Origin of the sequence: Ammoniphilus sp. CFH 90114, assembly GCF_004123195.1 — a bacterium.
Classification (GTDB): Bacteria; Bacillota; Bacilli; order Aneurinibacillales; family RAOX-1; genus YIM-78166.
The window spans coordinates 61321-80593 of record NZ_SDLI01000004.1 but is presented as its reverse complement, the minus strand read 5'-3'; the positions used below and the strand labels follow the sequence as shown (position 1 = coordinate 80593).

General features: G+C 45.2%; 24 protein-coding genes. 21 read left to right on the top strand and 3 right to left on the bottom strand.

Features of this window, described 5'->3' with window-relative positions:
- The 3 genes from EIZ39_RS10515 to lpdA are packed head-to-tail and all read left to right on the top strand — an operon-like array spanning position 1 to position 3745.
- Positions 1–981, top strand: coding sequence for an alpha-ketoacid dehydrogenase subunit beta (locus EIZ39_RS10515; RefSeq protein ID WP_129199931.1), 981 nt, complete (start codon positions 1–3; stop codon positions 979–981).
- Between the two features lie 27 nt (positions 982–1008).
- Positions 1009–2328, top strand: a complete 1320-nt coding sequence (locus EIZ39_RS10510; RefSeq protein WP_129199930.1) for a dihydrolipoamide acetyltransferase family protein — start codon at positions 1009–1011, stop codon at positions 2326–2328.
- Positions 2329–2332: 4 nt separating this feature from the next.
- Positions 2333–3745: a dihydrolipoyl dehydrogenase gene (lpdA, locus tag EIZ39_RS10505; protein ID WP_129199929.1), complete on the top strand. Its 1413-nt coding sequence runs from the start codon at positions 2333–2335 to the stop codon at positions 3743–3745.
- 50 nt (positions 3746–3795) lie between these two features.
- Here the strand turns inward: lpdA and yhfH are convergent, their stop codons facing one another.
- Complete coding sequence (gene yhfH, locus EIZ39_RS10500) at positions 3796–3945, bottom strand: protein YhfH (protein ID WP_129199928.1); 150 nt, start codon at positions 3943–3945, stop codon at positions 3796–3798.
- A 255-nt stretch (positions 3946–4200) separates the two neighbouring features.
- Here yhfH and EIZ39_RS10495 point away from each other — a divergent pair, with 255 nt between their 5' ends.
- From EIZ39_RS10495 to EIZ39_RS10480, 5 genes are all read left to right on the top strand, one after another.
- Positions 4201–4701: a hypothetical protein gene (locus tag EIZ39_RS10495; protein ID WP_129199927.1), complete on the top strand. Its 501-nt coding sequence runs from the start codon at positions 4201–4203 to the stop codon at positions 4699–4701.
- A gap of 80 nt (positions 4702–4781) precedes the next feature.
- Positions 4782–5588, top strand: coding sequence for an alpha/beta hydrolase (locus tag EIZ39_RS10490; protein WP_129199926.1), 807 nt, complete (start codon positions 4782–4784; stop codon positions 5586–5588).
- A gap of 289 nt (positions 5589–5877) precedes the next feature.
- Positions 5878–6234, top strand: coding sequence for a YolD-like family protein (locus EIZ39_RS10485; RefSeq protein ID WP_129199925.1), 357 nt, complete (start codon positions 5878–5880; stop codon positions 6232–6234).
- A 56-nt stretch (positions 6235–6290) separates the two neighbouring features.
- Positions 6291–6458 (top strand): hypothetical protein, encoded by a 168-nt coding sequence (locus EIZ39_RS26555; protein ID WP_164985010.1) that lies wholly within the window; start codon positions 6291–6293, stop codon positions 6456–6458.
- 59 nt (positions 6459–6517) lie between these two features.
- Positions 6518–7351, top strand: coding sequence for a deoxyribonuclease IV (locus EIZ39_RS10480; protein ID WP_129199924.1), 834 nt, complete (start codon positions 6518–6520; stop codon positions 7349–7351).
- On the opposite strand, the gene EIZ39_RS10475 is transcribed toward EIZ39_RS10480, so the two are convergent.
- On the bottom strand, positions 7348–7755 hold the full coding sequence (locus EIZ39_RS10475) for a hypothetical protein (protein WP_129199923.1): 408 nt from the start codon (positions 7753–7755) through the stop codon (positions 7348–7350). The genes EIZ39_RS10480 and EIZ39_RS10475 overlap by 4 nt on opposite strands.
- Before the next feature lie 103 nt (positions 7756–7858).
- Here EIZ39_RS10475 and EIZ39_RS26550 point away from each other — a divergent pair, with 103 nt between their 5' ends.
- Positions 7859–8020, top strand: coding sequence for a hypothetical protein (locus EIZ39_RS26550; protein ID WP_164985009.1), 162 nt, complete (start codon positions 7859–7861; stop codon positions 8018–8020).
- Complete coding sequence (locus EIZ39_RS10470) at positions 8020–8568, top strand: SLOG family protein (protein ID WP_129199922.1); 549 nt, start codon at positions 8020–8022, stop codon at positions 8566–8568. The genes EIZ39_RS26550 and EIZ39_RS10470 overlap by 1 nt, the downstream gene beginning before the upstream one ends.
- 38 nt (positions 8569–8606) lie before the next feature.
- On the opposite strand, the gene EIZ39_RS10465 is transcribed toward EIZ39_RS10470, so the two are convergent.
- Complete coding sequence (locus tag EIZ39_RS10465) at positions 8607–8906, bottom strand: DUF1292 domain-containing protein (protein WP_129200255.1); 300 nt, start codon at positions 8904–8906, stop codon at positions 8607–8609.
- 134 nt (positions 8907–9040) lie between these two features.
- On the opposite strand from EIZ39_RS10465, the gene EIZ39_RS10460 reads away from it, so the two are divergent.
- From EIZ39_RS10460 to EIZ39_RS10410, 11 genes are all read left to right on the top strand, one after another.
- A complete protein-coding gene (locus tag EIZ39_RS10460) occupies positions 9041–9784 on the top strand; it encodes a thermonuclease family protein (protein ID WP_164985008.1) in 744 nt (247 codons plus the stop codon).
- Between the two features lie 65 nt (positions 9785–9849).
- Entirely contained in the window at positions 9850–10656 is an 807-nt protein-coding gene (locus tag EIZ39_RS10455; RefSeq protein ID WP_164985007.1) for a C39 family peptidase, read from the top strand.
- 300 nt (positions 10657–10956) lie between these two features.
- Positions 10957–12279, top strand: coding sequence for a cytochrome ubiquinol oxidase subunit I (locus EIZ39_RS10450; protein ID WP_129199919.1), 1323 nt, complete (start codon positions 10957–10959; stop codon positions 12277–12279).
- Positions 12276–13310 (top strand): cytochrome d ubiquinol oxidase subunit II, encoded by a 1035-nt coding sequence (locus EIZ39_RS10445; RefSeq protein WP_483296033.1) that lies wholly within the window; start codon positions 12276–12278, stop codon positions 13308–13310. Before EIZ39_RS10450 ends, EIZ39_RS10445 begins: the two co-directional genes overlap by 4 nt.
- A 336-nt stretch (positions 13311–13646) precedes the next feature.
- A complete protein-coding gene (gene cpaB, locus EIZ39_RS10440) occupies positions 13647–14279 on the top strand; it encodes a Flp pilus assembly protein CpaB (protein WP_129199918.1) in 633 nt (210 codons plus the stop codon).
- 19 nt (positions 14280–14298) lie between these two features.
- Positions 14299–15471: a CpaE/TadZ family protein gene (locus EIZ39_RS10435; RefSeq protein ID WP_129199917.1), complete on the top strand. Its 1173-nt coding sequence runs from the start codon at positions 14299–14301 to the stop codon at positions 15469–15471.
- A 1-nt stretch (position 15472) separates the two neighbouring features.
- On the top strand, positions 15473–16807 hold the full coding sequence (locus EIZ39_RS10430; RefSeq protein ID WP_129199916.1) for a TadA family conjugal transfer-associated ATPase: 1335 nt from the start codon (positions 15473–15475) through the stop codon (positions 16805–16807).
- Complete coding sequence (locus EIZ39_RS10425) at positions 16804–17748, top strand: type II secretion system F family protein (RefSeq protein WP_164985006.1); 945 nt, start codon at positions 16804–16806, stop codon at positions 17746–17748. The genes EIZ39_RS10430 and EIZ39_RS10425 overlap by 4 nt, the downstream gene beginning before the upstream one ends.
- A gap of 5 nt (positions 17749–17753) precedes the next feature.
- Positions 17754–18674, top strand: coding sequence for a type II secretion system F family protein (locus EIZ39_RS10420; RefSeq protein ID WP_129199914.1), 921 nt, complete (start codon positions 17754–17756; stop codon positions 18672–18674).
- A gap of 30 nt (positions 18675–18704) precedes the next feature.
- The gene (locus tag EIZ39_RS10415) at positions 18705–18896 is read left to right on the top strand and encodes a hypothetical protein (protein WP_129199913.1); all 192 of its coding nucleotides are present in this window, start codon (positions 18705–18707) and stop codon (positions 18894–18896) included.
- On the top strand, positions 18890–19264 hold the full coding sequence (locus EIZ39_RS10410; RefSeq protein ID WP_129199912.1) for a TadE/TadG family type IV pilus assembly protein: 375 nt from the start codon (positions 18890–18892) through the stop codon (positions 19262–19264). The genes EIZ39_RS10415 and EIZ39_RS10410 overlap by 7 nt, the downstream gene beginning before the upstream one ends.
- Positions 19265–19273 lie beyond the last annotated feature (9 nt).

Sequence of the window (19273 nt, the reverse complement as noted above, 5' to 3'; positions counted from 1 at the left end):
ATGGCTCAAATGACTATGATTCAAGCGATTACGGATGCGATGCGCGTAGAATTAGAACGCGATCCGAACGTACTATTGTTCGGGGAAGATGTAGGGTTGAACGGAGGGGTATTCCGTGCGACGGATGGATTGCAAAAGCAATTTGGGGAAGATCGTGTATTCGATACTCCGCTTGCTGAATCCGGAATCGGTGGATTGGCCGTAGGTCTTACTTTACAAGGGTTCCGTCCTATTGCAGAGATTCAGTTCTTTGGATTTGTATTTGAAGTGTTTGATTCTGTAGCGGCTCAAGCAGCACGTATGCGTTATCGTTCCGGCGGAAAGTATAGCAGCCCAATTACCTTCCGTTCTCCGTTCGGGGGTGGGGTAAAGACACCTGAGCTTCATGCCGACAGCTTAGAAGGCTTAATGCTTCAAACTCCAGGGTTGAAGGTCGTTATCCCTTCCAACCCTTACGATGCAAAGGGACTATTAATTTCCGCTATTCGAGATAATGACCCTGTTATTTTCTTAGAGCATATGAAGTTGTATCGTTCTTTCCGTGGAGAAGTTCCTGAAGGTGACTATTCCATTCCATTAGGAAAAGCGAATGTCGTTAGAGAAGGAAGCGACGTGACCATTATTACGTATGGTGCGATGGTTCATACTTCGTTAAAAGCGGCAGAAGAAATTGAAAAGGCAAGAGGAGCGAAAGTGGAAGTGATCGACCTTCGCACGATTAGCCCGATCGATATCGATACGATCGTTGCCTCTGTGGAGAAAACGAACCGTGCAATCGTTGTTCAAGAAGCTCAAAAGACTTCCGGTGTAGCTGCTGAGATTATTGCCCAGATCAATGAGAAAGCCATCCTTTCTCTTGAAGCTCCTGTACTGCGTGTAACAGCTCCAGATACCGTATATCCATTCGCACAAATTGAAGATGAATGGTTACCGAATCCAGCTCGAGTTGTCGATGCGTTGAATAAAGTACTTGATTTCTAAATCACAAGAAGATCGGAGGTTTTCGAGATGGCATTGTATCAGATGAAACTCCCAGAATTGGGTGAAGGAATCCACGAAGGGGAAATCGTCAAGTGGCATATTAAGCCAGGCGATCAAGTAGAAGAAGACCAAATTATAGCAGATGTCCAAAACGACAAGTCTGTTGTAGAATTGCCTTCTCCTGTGAGCGGAAAGATCGTAGAAATTAAGGTGGCAGAAGGTACGGTATGTACAGTGGAAGATGTCATCCTTGTGTTTGAAGTAGAGGGAGCAGGCAACGCGGAAGAAGAAAGAGTGGAATGTGCAGTAGGTGGAGGAGTAGCGGCTAATGTAGCTGCAGCTACGATCGAAACCCCTATGGCAGCAGGCGCTGTTTCTGTAGCTGCACCAGCAACGACCAACCGTAAAGTCATGGCGACTCCAAGCGTGCGCAAGTTGGCTAGAGAAAAAGGAATCTTCTTAGTAGAAGTAACGGGTACAGGAAGAAACGGCCGTATCACGCGTGAGGATGTGTTGAACTTCGTATCCGGTGGAGCTCAACCGGCGGTAGAAGCGGCTGCACCGGCTCAAGAAGCCACTCCAGCTGTTGAAGCGAAAGTCTCAGCACCTTCTGCTCCTACAGTTACAGTAACTACGGGAGATCGTGTAGAAGAACGCGTACCATTAAAAGGAATCCGTAAAGTCATTGCGAATGCCATGGTGAAATCTAAGCAGACGGCACCGCATGTAACCTTAATGGATGAAGTAGACGTAACAGAATTAGTGGCTCTTCGCAGCAAGGCGAACAAGGCTTTTGCTGAGAAGAAAGGCTTGAAGCTTACGTACTTGCCATTCATTGCGAAGGCGCTCGTTGCAGCATGCCGTCAGTATCCAGAGTTGAATGCTTCTATTGATGATGAGAAGAACGAAATTGTCTACAAGAAGTACTATAACGTGGGCATTGCTACCGATACGGATAATGGATTGATTGTTCCTGTGGTAACGGACGCCGATCGTAAGAGCATCTGGAGCATTGCCGGAGAGATTAAGGATCTTGCTGCCCGTGGACGCGAAGGCAAACTTGCTTCTCATGAATTGAAGGGAAGCACGATTACGATTACGAACATCGGGTCTGCTGGTGGAATGTTCTTCACTCCTGTGATCAACCACCCGGAAGTGGCGATTCTTGGAACTGGTCGTATCACAGAAAAGCCAGTCGTAAAAGATGGACAGATCGTGGCTGCTCCTGTTATGGCGCTATCTCTAAGCTTTGACCATCGTTTGATTGACGGTGCGACAGCCCAGAACTTTTTAAACTATATCAAGCAGTTGCTTGCAGATCCTCAGCTGCTTGTGATGGAGGTTTAATTCCATGGTTGTAGGAGAATTTACAACAGAAATTGATGTTCTTGTCATCGGAGCAGGTCCTGGCGGTTACGTAGCGGCGATCCGTGCAGCTCAATTAGGAAAGTCTGTTGCCATCGTCGATAAAGATGAAGTGGGTGGCGTTTGCTTAAATCGTGGCTGCATTCCTTCGAAGGCCTTGATTACAGCAGCGCATCAATACGAATCGATGCACCATGCTTCCGATATCGGAATCCGTGCGGAGAATGTTCAAGTGGACTTCTCTAAGGTTCAAGAGTGGAAAAAGAGTGTGGTAAACAAGCTCACGGGCGGAGTCGCTTCCTTGCTTAAAGGGAACAAGATTCAACGCCTGAAGGGTGAAGTGCTGTTTGTGAATGAGAATGAGGTTCGCGTCTTCGATAACTATGAAGTGAATCGCTACCGTTTTGAGCACTGCATCATTGCAACAGGATCTCGTCCGATTGAGTTGAAGGCTTTCCCATATGGAAACCGCGTTCTCTCTTCTACGGAAGCTCTTGAACTTCAAGAAATTCCAAAGAGTATGGTCGTCATTGGTGGTGGCTATATCGGGATTGAGTTGGGGCAAACCTATGCTAAATTCGGTACGGAAGTCACGATTCTTGAAGGATCCAATTCCATTCTTCCTGGTTTTGAGAAGGAAATGTCACGCTGGGTAGAACGTAATCTCAAGAAGCTTGGTGTTACAACACACACGGAAGCTCTAGCTCAAAGTGTGGAACAAACAGATAGCGAAGCTACGGTTACGTTCACCGTGAAGGGTGAAGAAAAGAAAGTAACAGCTGATTATGTATTGGTTACGGTCGGACGACGCCCGAATACAGATGAATTAGGACTAGAAGCAATTAATATGGAGATGACCGATCGTGGCTTGATTAAAGTGGATCATCAGTGTAAGACGAATGTTCCAAATGTCTATGCCATTGGGGATGTCATCGAAGGACCAGCCTTGGCCCATAAGGCTTCCTATGAAGGAAAAGTAGCGGCTGAAGTCATTGCAGGTCTTCCTAGCATGATTGATTATAAAGCAATTCCTGCCGTCGTCTTCTGCGATCCGGAGATTGCTAGTGTCGGTTTAAGTGAAACGGAAGCTAAAGATCAGGGGTATGAGGTGTTAGTAGGAAAATTCCCTTATGCTGCGAATGGTCGTGCCTTATCAATGAATGTAGGGGAAGGTTTTGTAAAGATTATCGGAGATAAAGAAACAGGACTTGTCCTTGGTGCACAAATTGTGGGGCCGGAAGCGTCTAACCTAATTGCAGAAGTGGCCTTAGCGATTGAGATGGGAACTACGCTAGAGGATATTACTCTCACGATCCATGCTCATCCGACATTAGGAGAGATTGTGATGGAAGCGGCTGAAGGAGCCTTAGGTCACGCGATTCATCAAATCAATAAATAACAAGAGAAAAGTCATTCCATGGGGATTACCTTGTGGAATGACTTTTTTATTTAGTTCTGATGAATAGCATAGTGTTGGAAATCATTACAGTCTTCACAAGTTACCGTATAGCAATCAGCTTGTTCATTTATTTTATTCCCGCACTTCGTGCAGCACTTCGAAGGTAGCATTCTAAAAAATTCAGTTGTTGATTGGATCATCTTCTATCCCCTCCATGATGTGTGTTTGATTTATATATAATGTACTATAACAGTAAGAAATCACAAAATGCTGTTTTAGAGGCTTATCCCGTTGTTTTACCCCTTTTGCTCGAATTTTCTTTCTTTATCTCGTGTTATTAAACAAAAAGAAAAAATTTTAAGTTGTTACAAAACAGTGTAAGAAGAAGGAAATGGACTCACGAAGACTAGGTTATGTCACATATACTGGTATAAATCCTTTTTTGAGGTGATAACTTGAGGGAATATCTTCTCTACTGCACGTACTGTGATGAATACAGTTCTTTAGGGCACTACGTGGAGAAGGAAGGGCACTTTGAAGGGGAGTATTCTTTGTTGCATAATCAGCGGATGCAGAGTGATGAATTGCTCTGTCGTTTCCTTCTCTGTCATTTAGGGCACCACATTAAAGCCATTCCCAACCGCACAGATGAGTTTTCGGACATTATTAAGAGCGCGAAGCGTTACAAAGATAACGAAGTTGATCGATATGTGGAAGAGGCTGTACTGAGGAATAAGGCGAAGGAAAAAGACAAAGAAATGGATCGAGAGTTAGGCAAGCTTCAGCTTAATGTTCTATGTAAAATGTTTGAGGAGGAGGCTAGTATTGTTTCGAAGCTCCCTACTGAAACAAAGGCAGAAGCTCAGTTCCTGCTCGGCAAGGAAGAAGGACTCAAGCGGGCATTATCCTTGCTTAAAGAGTTGATGGAAAAGACAAACACATTCTATAAGTCGTAGCACTCGTGCTTGAAGCGAGTGTGTTTTTTTCTGGTATGACAGGTTGCTTTCAACCGAAATTTGGGGGAAACTAATATATTATGGAGGAAAAGAGAGGGAAGCCAAAAGTGAAACGATATTTACATAATCAGCAAGGTCTAAAAATCCACCATGTAGAACATCATCATGACGATAAGCAACTCTTTATACTTTCCCATGGATTTACGGGAAGTTCCAACTCCCATGTGATCGCCTCACTCAGAAAATACTTGAATCATAAAGAAATTTCGAATGTTTCCGTTGATTTTACGAATAACTTGAATGACTCCGATGGATCCTTTCGCGACCATACGATCACAGGAGAGATTGAGGACCTAAAGGTGGTCTATGATGCCTATCGTAATCGTTATGAAAGGATCTATTTAATCGGCCACAGTATGGGCTGCACGGTGTCCGCCAACTTCGCTTTGCAAAACGAGGTGGATGGTTTACTGTTAGTCGCTCCTCCCTTTTCCATTCGAGATATCATCTTAGGTGTGGCTAAGGCGACGTATGGCGATGTGAAGGCTGCTCTAGCGAAATGGGAGCAGGAAAAGACGTTTCCTATTTATAACCAGAAGGATCAAACAAGCTATCCGCTTGCCTATGAGTTCTACCGCGATCTGTCTCGTTTTAACCCTGTTGATTATCAAGGGATACAGGCACGTTCGGTGATCATCTACTCCAACGAAGATCCCGTAGTCCCTCCATCGCAATCCGTTCGCCTTTTTAACACCCTTGGAACACAGGAAAAGAAGATACTTGAGGTTGCATCTGCTCCTCATTCCTTTGATACCCCAACAGCCACGGAGGCCTTGATTCAAGCAGGTGAGGAAGCGGTTCAGTTTCTAGGGTTGGTTCGTACTTAGGGTTGGTCCTCTGAGGAATAGCCGGAGATTTTTCCCTTATTTTGCTGTTGGTGTGAAAATAGGCTAGTTTAGGCGGATTTTTTTCCTTTATGTTGCTAAAAATGCTTAAATCCCTTGAGTTTGAAGCCGATAAGCGGAGTCTGTCCCCTTATTTTGACCGGTATGGCCTCATTTTCTGAAATAGCGGAAGTTACGTCGGTTATCCCCTCTGAACAAGAACGTTTGTTTGCATACCTACAGGTGAGGATGGTATAATAAGAGAACAAACGTTTCTTTTTTGGAGGGGAATATGGATAACCTTCGGGATCGTGGGAATATAAAGTGGTCAACGATGATGTTGCCGGAGCATCGCAAGTTACTGCAGCAACTTGAACTCTCTCAAGAGGAAGAGAGCTGTCCAGAACTGACGGAAGATCGATGGGAAGAAATTCAATATATCATTCAGGAAGCGATGGGAGAAGGGGTAGAGGTCACTCTTACTTTCTTTGCGGATAAAAGATTTAAACACTTTACAGGTAAAGTAAAAAAGTTTGATCCTCTCCGCCAGACCCTTCATGTAGTAGGTGAGGATGAGTATACTTATCCTATATCGGTTGCTTCCTTAGTGGATGCGGTTCACGCCTCTAGAAGAGAATTCTTCGAATAAAGTCCCTTCGATTATCACATACTGGAAAAATCAAAGGGATTAGGAGGGAGCAGAGCATGAACTTACTAGCTTGGATTGGGATTATATTTGTTGCTCATATTGCTCTGTATTTTGCCTTGGGAACAGAAAATTGGATTAGTACAGCGGCACTCGCTACCCTGGTTTGGGCAGGAGCCCTCTATGCTATTCGATTTTTCGTTCGGCAAAAACAAAGAATACGGTAAACCAGAGGACACACTCTTCGAATAAGGGTGTGTTTTTGCTAGTCATCGGAGGGACTTAGATGAAACTTGGCAGTCATGTGAGTATACGGAATGGTTACATCGGGGCAGCACAGCATGCGGTGAAGATAGGGGCACAATCCTTTCAATACTTCCCTAAGAATCCCCGCAGCTTGACGGTGAAGGCATTCGATACGAAGGATGCAGCCAGATGTGCGGTATTCTGCAGGGAAAATGGAATCGAATCCATCGCCCATGCTCCTTATCCTGTGAATCTTTCTGAGGAGGAACCCGACCTGCGTGAGGTGTTAAAGGCGTCTTTAGCCAATGACATGGAAATAGCAGAAGCGTGTGGGTCCATTGGGTTAGTGGTGCACTTCGGAAAATATAAAGGGGCAGATGCACTAGAGGGCTATAAGTTAATGATCGATATGCTAAACAGTGTACTGAGAGACTGGAAGGGTCAGCTCCTCCTTCTGATTGAAAATAACGCCGGCCAAGGCGTGAGGATGGGGACCACGCTCGAGGAGCTTGTCCAGGTAAGGAAGTTAACGGATTATCCAGAGAAGATTGGATATTGCCTCGATACCTGTCATGCCTATGCGAGCGGTTTATGGAGTGGATCCAATTGGGACGAGATTGTCTCCCAAGGGGAAGCGTTGGACTATTTCTCCCATCTCAAAGCCGTTCACCTGAATGATTCCGCTTATGGCTATGCCTCCTTTCGGGATCGGCATGCCAATGTCGGGAGGGGGCATATCGGAAGAGAAGCCATGATAGAGTTTCTACGCTCACATGTGATTCAAGAATTACCCCTCATCTTGGAAACGCCAAATATGGACAACTACACCCATCAGGATGAAATTCAATTTATCAGGCAAGAGTTGCTTCATTAAGACTGTACTTTTTTCTTCCCCTTCTCGTTCAGTGCCACAAGGCGTTGGACGAGCTCTTCTTTCCATTCAGGGTCTTCGGTCGACTGAGCTACGGAGTACATCTCTAAGGCCCGATCAATCTGTTCTTTGACCACATGTTCCATTCGTAAATATTCCACATGGTTTTTAGGGTCATAAAGCCTTTCTCTTGCCAATCTGTTTACGTAAGGTTGAAGATCCACCTCTCCTGCTCGGTCTCCACATGCGTATTCCTTTAACAGTTCAAACTCTAATTCCACATCCGGATGGATGTTCATATTTTCGCAAGCAAGACAAAACAAAATCGGTACATTTCTCATGGTTGTTTCTTCTAAATTCAGATGGGCAATGGTAAGAAGCATATCAGCCCCGCAGCAGAAGTTCATTTATTTGTCCCCCATATTTTCTCATAGGCTTATTTTATCCAATTGAAAAGCCCGTGTGCAAGGACAGTATGATATAATACCTCAAGGAAGGAGTGGTGAATCCGTGAGTATCATGATGATTATAGGTTTGCTGATTGTGGCTGTCTATGGCGGTGCTCTTGTTATAGCGGGGATCCAGGTTGCTCGTGGAAAGTTTAAGGTGGACTATGACAAAATGGCCCAAGAGGCGTTTTCGAGCCATATCCAGGCGAAATCGAAACGATAATGAAAACGGTTGTCCTAACCGGGCATAAGAAGCAAGAGATCGGGCTGTGGGGGGAGAAGCATCCGGCCTTTCCTTACTTGAAGACCGCCTATCAAAGGAAAATAGTACAAGCGATTGAGGAGGGTGCAGAATGGTTCCTATGCAGTGGAGGCCAAGGTTTAGAGCTCTACAGTGCCAGATGGCTAGCCGAACTGCGCAAGGAGTATCGCCATATTAAATTAGCGATGCTGTTGCCCTTTTTTGATCAAGAGAAGAATTGGAAAGAAGATGCCCAAGAGCTCTACCACGAGGTGCTGGCTCAGGCTGACTACGTGGATTATATATCGAAGAGAGAGTATGTTCAGCCCTGGCAATTGGCACAGAAGAACAAATATTTGATTGAGAAGAGCGAGGGACTGATTACCTTTTTTAATGGGGTCGAGCGAACGTATCCTTGGTACTACATTATGGAAGCTAAAAAAAAGCAGGAAAAAGAAGCTTACAAGCTGTGGGTGATGGAGCCCGAGGAATTGCAGGGCCTAGTCGATGATCTAAATCAGGGATGGTAACATGAATAAATCCCCCTTCGGGAAGAAGGGGGATTCTATTATCCGTGGTTATGTGTAGGATCGTCGCAATCGTGCTCGGCATCCATTGCGGATTCAAACGCTTGAGCCACTTTGTCGAATTCTTCATCGCTTTCAATGGCAGCGAGTTCGCCGTCACCATCCACGCGAAGGAAAAACACGTCGATATCTTCCTCTTCGTTTTCTTCAATTTCTTGGACAAAGCTAACTGCAATATAATTGGAGCCTTCAATCTCCATCATGCCTAAAACTTCGACTTCTTGCTCTTCATTGTTTTCGTCTACAAGGGTAAAAATTTCTCCTACTTCGATTTGATCCATATTGTTAAATTCCCCTTTCCATTCCTTACCATCTAGAGTAAGGTTATTATCAGTATATCTTATCATTGCCTATCTTCCCAATGACAAATTCATTTTATACGAAAAATTTACAAATACATAGAGGTGGAGAGCGTTTGGTTAGAAAAGTGAAGATTCCATATTTTATCGGATTTTTGATTCTTATTGTAAGTGGACTCTTAAGCGGCTGTGTGTCACAATCACAGGACGGACCTGCTATGCCGAAAGATGCTAAAAAATTAGTAGTAAAAAGAGTGGTGGATGGGGATACCTTCGTTTTGGAGGATAACCGAAAGGTTCGTCTGATTGGCATTAATACTCCGGAATCCGTGGATCCTCGTCGACCTGTGGAGTTTTACGGAAAGGAAGCCAGTGCGTATACCAAGAAGCTGTTAGAGGGTAAGCAGGTGCTGATTCAGTGGGGAAGAACCCCTAAGGATCGATATGATCGTTGGTTAGCTTGGGTTTGGTTACCGGATGGCACCTTTGTGAATGGACACTTTGTAGCGGAGGGATATGCACAAGTCTATACGTTTAAGGATAATCCCGATCATGCTGAGTATTTGTTAGAATTACAAAAGAAGGCAAGAGAAGAGGTACGAGGCTTGTGGGGGAAAGAGCCAGTAGAGCCACTAGAGACCGAGGAGACAGCGGAACCAACTCAACCTAGCACAACGTCTGCGGTTCCTGCTTCGCAAGGTTCCTTTCTTGCTTCCAAGAACTCGGAGGTGTATCACGAGGTCGGCTGCCCAGGAGCTGTTAATATCGCAGAAGATAATAAATTGTATTTTAAGAGTGAAGAAGAAGCCAAAGAGAGCGGACGCCGGATGTGTAAAGTTTCTGGATGTACGAAGGGATAGAAGGAATAGAACAGGATCCTGTCGAATATGTAGTTTTGACAGGATTCTTTTTATTGAGGTTATTTATGAGAAAAGCATGTATCATACCCATCACCCTACTTGCCGGGTTCTTTCTTTTCCAAGAAACGACCGTAAGCCCTATAATTAAGATCCAAGCCCAAACGGTTGATCAGCAGTCCGTCCCTTCTCAGCCCATCTCTCAAGTGACGAGTGTCAATGTGATGGACACCTTTGCGCAACGCGCCGATTCCGTGCTGCTTGATGCCCCTGTTGTTCGTCAGATGCCTGAGCTGTATAACGGCTGTGAGGTCACGAGTCTTGCGATGCTCTTAGCAGCTTCAGGGCGACCGGTGGACAAGATGGAACTCGCTCAAAAAGTCAAGAAAGATCCCACTCCGTTTAAAGGAACTTCCTTACAGAAGATTCAGGAATGGGGTGACCCAAACCAGGGCTTTGTTGGAGACATCACAGGAAAGAAAAAAGGCTATGGCGTTTATAACGGTCCTTTATTTGAGTTGCTGAAGGAGTATGTATCGGTTGGGGCTGTCAATCTAACAGGAAAAGATTTTGCCTCCCTGGAATGGGTTCTCAGTCAGGGCAATCCCGTCGTCGTCTGGACAACCGTTTCTTACCAACCGACAGAGCGTTGGGTATCGTGGAAGAAAGACGATCAAGCCATTAAGGCTACCTTTCAACTGCATGCTGTCCTGTTAGTGGGCTATGATGAGAACTATGTGTATATCAATGATCCGCTCCCAGGATCTAAGGCAGCGAAGGTGCCGAAGAGCTCTTTTATCGAGAGCTGGAAGCAGCTGGGAAGTCAAGCTGTGACGATTGTGGATCACGAGCACTGGTATGTATTGAATAGATAGAACCGATAGGCGAAAATAGCCGGAGAGATTCCGCTTATTTTCGCTTTTTTCATTCTAAGTGGTCAAATAACGGAACAGATTCCGCCTACTCCCTTCGAAATCAAATAAAAAGGGTATTTTCACCAACATTACGGAAAAAAATCCCCCTATTCCCCCTGTTTTACCCCTATCAAACAAAATAACGGAAAAATCTACGCTTAAGGATCCTGTCCACCACCTCTCACTCATTTGAAACATCGAACAAAAACCATCATACCTTCGCTCTTCCTATCATATGAACAAAAGGAGGAGGGGAGAGGCATGGAATGGGATACATTCATGTTAAGTCGGTTATTAACCTCAATGACACTAGGGTTTCATATCATTTTTGCTACCATTGGGGTTGGGGTTCCCTTATTGATTTGTTTGGCTGAATGGTGGGGGATCCGTAAGAACGATCCTCACTACATACTGCTTGCTCGCCGCTGGGCGCGCGGATTCGTAATTACGGTCGCGATTGGAGTGGTCACAGGGACTTGTATTGGTTTGCAGTTGTCCTTGCTTTGGCCTAGCTTTATGCAAATTGCCGGACAAGTGATTGGGCTGCCTTTATTTCTTGAGACCTTTGCTTTTTTCTTTGAAGCGATCTTCCTGGGGATTTACTTGTACACATGGGATCGGTTTAAAAATCCGTGGATTCACTGGAGCTTTTCCATTCCGGTGGTCATCGGGTCTGCAGGGTCTGCTTTTTTTATTACGACCGTGAATGCCTTCATGAATACCCCTACCGGTTTTACCTTGGAGAACGGGATGATTACCGCTATCGAGCCATGGAAAGCCATGTTTAACCCTGCTACGCCGACGAAGGTGCTGCATGTGCTTGCCTCAGCCTATTTGACCTCGGCATTCATCTTAGGTTCTATTGCTGGTTTTCAACTGTTAAAGGGGAGAAGGCATGTTTATTATCGGAAGGCGCTGACCTTTACGATGTTCTTTTGCTTGCTGTTTGGCATTTTAACGGCTGTCATTGGTGATTTTTCAGGGAAGTTCCTAGCGGAATATCAACCGGAAAAGCTGGCAGCGGCAGAGTGGCATTTTCACACGGAGAGAAATGCGGATCTCATTCTTGGAGGTTATCTAACGGAGGAGAATGAGGTGAGAGGCGCCATTCGGATTCCGTATGCTCTGAGCCTCCTAGCGTATGGGAATCCTACAGCGGAAGTGAAGGGACTTCATGACTTTCAAAGAGAGCTTTGGCCACCGTTGTTTATTCATTACCTGTTCGATCTGATGGTAGGGATTGGGATCTACCTCATCATCGTCCCGATCGTTTATTTTTACTTTCTCATGAAGAAGAACAGAATGCCGAACGGAATTTACCGCTTCATTATCGCGGGAGGGCCTCTCGCTATGCTTGCGATTGAAGCTGGGTGGATCTTTACGGAGGCGGGAAGGCAGCCTTGGATTCTTCGAGGGTATATGAAAACCGCTCATGGGGTAACTACGGCTTCAAATGTAGGTGAAATGCTGTTTCTTTTCAGCTTGTTGTATGGGGTCTTGGCAGTGACCTGTATTGGTGTTCTCCTTCGATTGTATCGGAACAATACAGCAGAAGCTGAGATAATAAGGAGGGGAATAGGGTGAGTCAATGGCTTGGTATTCATCCCGAAGTGTTTGGCATCAGCATTTTGTGGCTGTTCTTATATGGCTACCTGATTGTGGCTTCCATCGACTTTGGGGCGGGTTTTTATTCTTATTACTGCAAGCTGAAAAAGAAGGATCACATAACCAACGGATTGATTCATCGCTATCTGTCCCCCGTGTGGGAAGTTACCAATGTTTTTCTTATTTTCTTTATGGTAGGGTTAATCGGTTTTTTCCCAGACACGGCCTATTACTACGGAACAGCATTACTCATTCCAGGAAGCTTGGCTTTAGTTCTCCTTGTTATTCGAGGCTCCTTTTACGCTTTTTCCCGGTATGGGGCACGAGAGAGTTCTCTCTACATGTTTCTCTATGGGAGTACAGGTTTGCTGATTCCCGCTTCTCTTTCAACTGTGCTGACGATATCGCAAGGAGGATTTATAGAGGAACAAAATGGCCTTATTGTCTTTAAAGCCAAAGAGCTACTGCTTAACCCATACTCCTGGTCTGTGGTGCTTCTTGCGATCGTGAGTGTGCTTTTCATCAGCGCTAGCTTCTTAACTTATTACGCAAGGAAAGCGCAGGATCAGCCTGCAGAACGGGTGTTGCGGGGGTTTGCCTTAAGTTGGAGTGTGCCTACGATTCTAGCGAGCATATTTGTATTTCTTTCGCTGCGACAACACAGTCCATGGCACTTTGAATCGATAGTAGAGTTAGCGTGGATGTTTGGGGCTTCTCTATTCTTTTTTAGTATTGCGGTTGGACTGCTTTGGAGTAAGGCAGCATATGGTTGCGCTTTTTTATGTGTGATGTGTCAATTTGGGTTTGCTTTCTATGGCTATGGAGCTTCGCATCTGCCTTATATTCTGTACCCGTACATTACGATTCAAGACAGCGTTACGAATCCACAAATGCTAGACGCTTTGATTCTTGCTTTTTTAGCGGGACTAATGCTTCTCTTGCCTTCCCTCTATTTACTGGTTCGTTTGTTCTTATTTAATGCAAGATATGTGAAAGGAAGCGGGTCTTAAGGAGGCTCGCTTCTTTGTTGTTCTAGAATATTTTAATTTAAAACAAAACGATTGTTACAACACCGTTTTATTTGCTCTTCACGGATCATTTAGTTATTTTTTCCCAGACATAACACGTGTTTTCTGATAAAAAACACCCTGAGATCAGCGAGAATGGTTACAAAGGCATATCTGGATAATACAGTAAATCCGCCCTATACCCAGTAATTTAGTATATAAGTAAAATAGTGTTAAGTGTTGGTAAGGTTTACTAAGACGTACTTAAGACCTGCACAGAAGCTAGGAAGATCCTCCTTGAGGATCTTCACAAGTTGTAACTGGAAGGAGAACTCAAGATTGTTTGAATCGAGAAAGCGCGTGTTCATCTTTACGATTCTTTCTGTTTCCTTCGCTTTAGCGGCGGCCTTTCTGTTCTCAAATTATATGAATGAGACCAAGAGAAATCTAGGGGAGCTTGTCTCGATTTATGTGGCTCAGAAGGATATCCCGGCAGGAAGTCCCATCCAAACCGACATGCTGACCACGATGGAGGTTCCGGTGAAATATGCTTCGGCATCGTTTTTACAGAGTGCTGAGGACTTCAAAAATAAGATCTCCCTCGTGCCGATTCCATCAGGGGAAGTCCTGACAACAGCGATGCTACGCGATATTTCGAATGTACCAAGTCAGCATCGGCTGGTTCAGCTTCGAACTCCGATGGCGATATTCGATGATCAAGTCGATGTGTTGGATCGGGTGGATTTGTATGGATCGTATGAATTGGCTGGGAATGGAAATCCAGCAGCAGACAGCCGTATGACCGATCTTCTTCTTACGGACGTGGAGGTCCTTCGCGTGACAAAACAAGATGGAACCATAAATGCCATTGGAGTCGCCCTTACCCAAGAGCAGGCGAAGAGAGTGATCTGGATGCTAAATTACGGGAAGGAAATAAGGGTATTAAAAAGCAACAATACGTTAGTTAAGTGAGGAAAGTGGGAGTTGGGTTATGAGCGTAAAGGTAGCGATAATAAGTGATGATCAGCGACTGACGCAACGTCTCGTACAAATGCTTGGTCTCTTGGATGTACGGGTAGGGGAAATTGTTGACCGTCCAAGGGAGGCTTATTTGAAAATTACCTCTAGTGAGCCTAGAGTCATCCTATTTGTTGAACCAGAAGAGGATGAATCGGCAGAACAGATTGTAAAGCAAATGAAAAAAGTAAACGAAACAGCTCCGATCCTGTATTTCAGTAAGACGAACGATTTCAGAAAAATCAGACAATTATTTCGAGAGGGCGTTTCGGATCTTCTTCAGCTTCCTGATGAGCTGGAAGACTTAGAGAAAGCCCTAGAGAAGACATTGGATCGGCTTCAGAAAAACTTGCATAAGGCAGAGAAGGAAAAATCCAGCCTGCGTAAAGGAGCCGGAACCATTATATCCCTGTACAGTGGAAAAGGCGGGACAGGGACCAGTTTGCTGAGTGCAAATCTAGCCCACACCCTGGCTCTTGATCGTTCGCTCAATGTTCTCCTGGTGGATTTGAACCTCCAGTTTGGCGCGATTCATACGTTATTTAATATAAATCATAGTCGCCATATCGGTGATCTCAAACCGGTGATCCGCGAGTTGACGGAATCCCAAGTGAAAAACGTCATCTACCGAATGGAAGAGTCAGGATTACATATTCTGCTGTCCCCCAACAGTCCAGAAGAAGCCGAGCAGTTCAAGAGTGAAGAAATTGAGATGCTATTAAATGCCTGTCGATTATACTTTGATGTCATCATCCTAGATATTCCGAAAGAGTTAAATGAGATTTCCATCAGTGCCTTAAATGGTTCAGATCATATCTTTTATGTGGTGCACCTGGAGCGGCCTGCCATCGTCAATATGCAGAGCGTCCTTGATTTGTTAGAGAGATACCACGTTATCAAGGATGATAATGTCTCCGTCATCGTCAATCGATTCAACAAGCAACATGACATTAGTTTAACGGAGCTGCAGAAGATGACTCGCTTCCCTGTGCTTGGCACGGTGGCCGATGACTTCAAGTTGCTTCAACCCTATATCAACTTAGGGCAGCCATGGTATACCGACCCCAAGGTGAAAGTTAAGAAGGGCCCGGTAAAAAGTCTGTTGGATCTAAAAAATTCTACTTTAGCTGTTATTGGTGGTGAGTAGAATGGCGATTTTCAATAAATTAGGGGCTCGCTTGGCTGAGAATCCCCTTGCAGATAAGAAGTATACCGATCCTATCGATGTCATGTTCGAGCATTATAAAGAAAGACTGTTGAAAGAGACCAATTTGGATCAGCTGATTCGACTGCCCGTTCATCAAAAGCGTAGAACCATTGAGAAGCTCATTCATGACATGATGGAAGAAGAGAAGGTTATTATTCCGTCGGAAGATAAGGAACGTCTATTACGAATGATTCTTGATGATTCAGTCGGGTACGGTCCTTTAGAGCCTCTGCTTGGGGATGAGGAAATTACCGAGATCATGGTGAATGCCCCCAACGAGGTCTATGTGGAAAAGGCAGGAAAGATCTCTCTTACCCCGATTACCTTTAAGAACCATGAGCATATCCGCAATATTATCGATCGAATCATCGCTCCAATTGGGAGAAGGGTAGATGAGAGCTCTCCCTTAGTAGATGGACGACTAGAGGACGGAAGCAGGGTCAATGCCGCCATCCCTCCCGTTGCCTTGTATGGACCGGTATTAACCATTCGAAAATTTAAGAAAGACCCCTACACCATCCAGAACCTGATTGACTTCACAAGTATGTCAGAGAAGATGGCTCAGTTCTTAGAAGCAGCAGTGGCATCGAAGCTTAACATCATTATCTCTGGAGGAACAGGAAGCGGGAAAACGACCTTGTTGAATGTCCTTTCCGCTGCGATCCCCCACGGGGAGAGAGTGATTACGATTGAGGATATGGCCGAGTTAAGGTTGAACCGCAGGAATGTGGTGTCACTCGAAGCGCGGCCTGCCAATATGGAAGGGACCGGTGAGATCGGGATTCGTCAATTGGTGAAGAATGCCCTAAGAATGAGGCCTGACCGCATTATTGTAGGGGAGGTTCGTGGAGGGGAAGCCTTGGATATGCTGCAAGCGATGAATACGGGACATGAGGGTTCTCTCACGACGATTCATGCCAATACAGCACAAGATGCACTCTCACGTCTGGAAGCCATGATTATCATGAGTAATCCATCCCTGACGGTAGATGTCGTGAAGCCTTATATTTCGTCTGCTGTGAACTTAATCGTTCAAACCATCCGTCTCTCTGATGGAACAAGAAAAGTCGTTTCCGTCTCTGAAGTGCAGGGGAAGGGGGGCGGTCTGATCTTGCATGACATCTTTAAGTTCCAGCGCGAAGGCGTTGAGCTTGATGGCACCGTACTTGGGGAATTTCAGGCTACGGGCTTTGTCCCGCAATGCTACACCAGGTTGAAAGCCTTCGGGCAGGAGATCCCTGTGGAATTCTTTTCCCGAGGGGAGGGGTCTCTATGACTCCACAAGAATGGACGCTTGTCGTTTTATTGTTTGCGGCAGTAGGCTGTGGGGTACTCGGGTTGTTAGAAGCCTTAGCCACGAGGAAATTTCTCAAGCAGCTGAATAAGCAAATCAAGCCTTTGTACAGGGAGGATGCTTATGTAAGCCACAGTCTCTTTGATAAACTGGCGGCGAAGTTTAATAAGTCCGAGTATGGAAAAGAGATCGAAGTCACGCTAAAGGCATCTAACCTGAGGTTAACGCCTTTCCAATGGATACTCATCTATGTCACGACTTGGTTGGTGCTCAGCTATCTCGCTCTACTGTTGCTAGGTGTAACGTTTCCTTATCAATTTTTGTTGGCTTATCTCGTCTTGAAGCTCTCGGTTAAAAAATGGTTTGAGTCAAGGCAAAGCAAGCTGGCTCAAGCCGTCAATCAACAGCTTCCTGAAGTTTGTCGCTTGATGGGCAGCAGTATTCGTGCGGGGTTAAGCATCCAGCAAAGCATTGAGATGGTGGCGAAGGAGATGAAAAAGCCGGTTGGGGATCTCTATCAGGTGATGGCTTCCGAACTGAAGATGGGAACAGCGTTACAAGTGGTGCTGGAAAGGATGAATGAGAGAGTAAACAGTAAGGATGTCCATCTCATGAATCATACGATCATCATCCAGCAACGGACAGGAGGTCAGCTCAGCCAGGCCTTGGATCATCTAGCTAAAACACTAGAGGAGCGGGAAAGAATTAATCAGGAACTCAAGAACAACACGACAGAAGCCCGCTATATAGCTTTAACGTTAAGCCTTATGCCTGTATTTATTATCATGATCTTTAACATGGTGTTTCAGGGATTCCTGATGCCGTTGTTTACCTTGCCAGGACTGATTCTTCTCGCTGTTGTATTACTACTCATAGGTGCTGGATTACTTCTCATCCGTAATGTGGCCAATATAAAGGTGTGAATGGCATGAGCATATGGATTTATATATTGCTTGGGTTATCCCTTTTGAGTTGGGTCTTGGCCATGTATTTTTTCTTGCGGTACCACTTGAAGAAGATCAAGTTGTTAAAAAACTTATCTCTGATCTCTCCGAAGAAGAAAAAAATGAGTTGGTCACAAGAGTTAAAGATGCTTCTCTTGCAATGGTCTAATCGATTTTCTCCAGCAGGAAAGAGATTCACCCTGTTTGTTAATGAGAAGGACCTTGAACGTCAGTTGCACTTGGCAGGTTTTCCAGAAGGACTTACGGTATCCGCCTTTCTTGGACTACGTTTTGTCATGCTTGTCGCGGCTCTCTTGATCGGAAATGTGTTTAGCTGGCTTGGATTCGGAGGGCTTGTGCTGCTTCTTCTTGTATCGGCAGGGCTGTTCGGACCTAGTCTATGGATCAGGTGGCTAGCAAAACGACGCCAAGAGCAGATCGGGTTAGATCTTCCTGATTTCCTCGATACCATGAGTGTGACGCTGCAAGCAGGTGCTCCAATGGATGCGGCGATGAAACAAATCACTAGTCATATGGAGGGTCCCTTGTCGGAGGAATTGATACGCTTCCAACAAGAGTTAGACTTTGGTGTACCGAGAGAAGAGGCCTACCAGAGATTGATGAAGCGTAACGATTGTCCTGAATTGGAGACCTTAGTGCTGTCTTTATTGCAGGGCAGTAAGCTCGGGGTTCCAATCGCGAAGACGTTTAGTGTTATGGCGGAAGATATGCGGGAATCACGGATCGGGAAAATCAAAGAAAAGGCAGGAAAAGCTGGTCCGAAGATTACCCTGATTACCTCGTTTTGTATTTTACCCGGAGTCATTCTCTGTATTATGGGTCTGCTCATTCTGAATTTTATCTATAATCGCGAGGGAATGGGGCTTAGTGGTTGGCCATTCTAGGAACGTATACTTGAAAGGAGGTGACCGGAAATGTTGAAAAATTGGGGAAAGAAAGTATTTTCTTACTTGCGTAACGAAAGAGGGGCTCAGGCGATTGAGTATGTAGCGGTTGCAGCATTAGTCGTAGCCTTGCTCGGAACCATCATCACGATGATCCAAGGGGATAATTCCATTGCCACTGCGGTGCTGAATAAATTAAGAGGGTTTGTGAATCAATGGTAAGCCAACTCGTAGGGTGGATCCGTAATGAGAGAGGGTCCCAAGCGATCGAATTTGTTGCTGTCCTGCCGCTATTTTTCCTTATGGTCACGATTGTGTGGCAATTTGCAGCGGGGGCCGGAGCTAAACTGACGGCAGAAGCGGCAGCGATGGATGGAGCTAGAATGGCGATCGTAGATGGGGACTATCAGGCTGCTGCGCAAAATGTAGCCAGTCGCTATCAAGGTGTCGTCGTAACGAAAGCAGAAAGCGGGGACTATGTAACCGTATCGGTTCGACTAGAGGTTCCGTTATTTAGTAATGCTTTTTTCAATACAACCGGATTATCTCTGCCGATATCCTCGGATGTCACGCTTCGAAAAGAAAATTAAAAATATAGC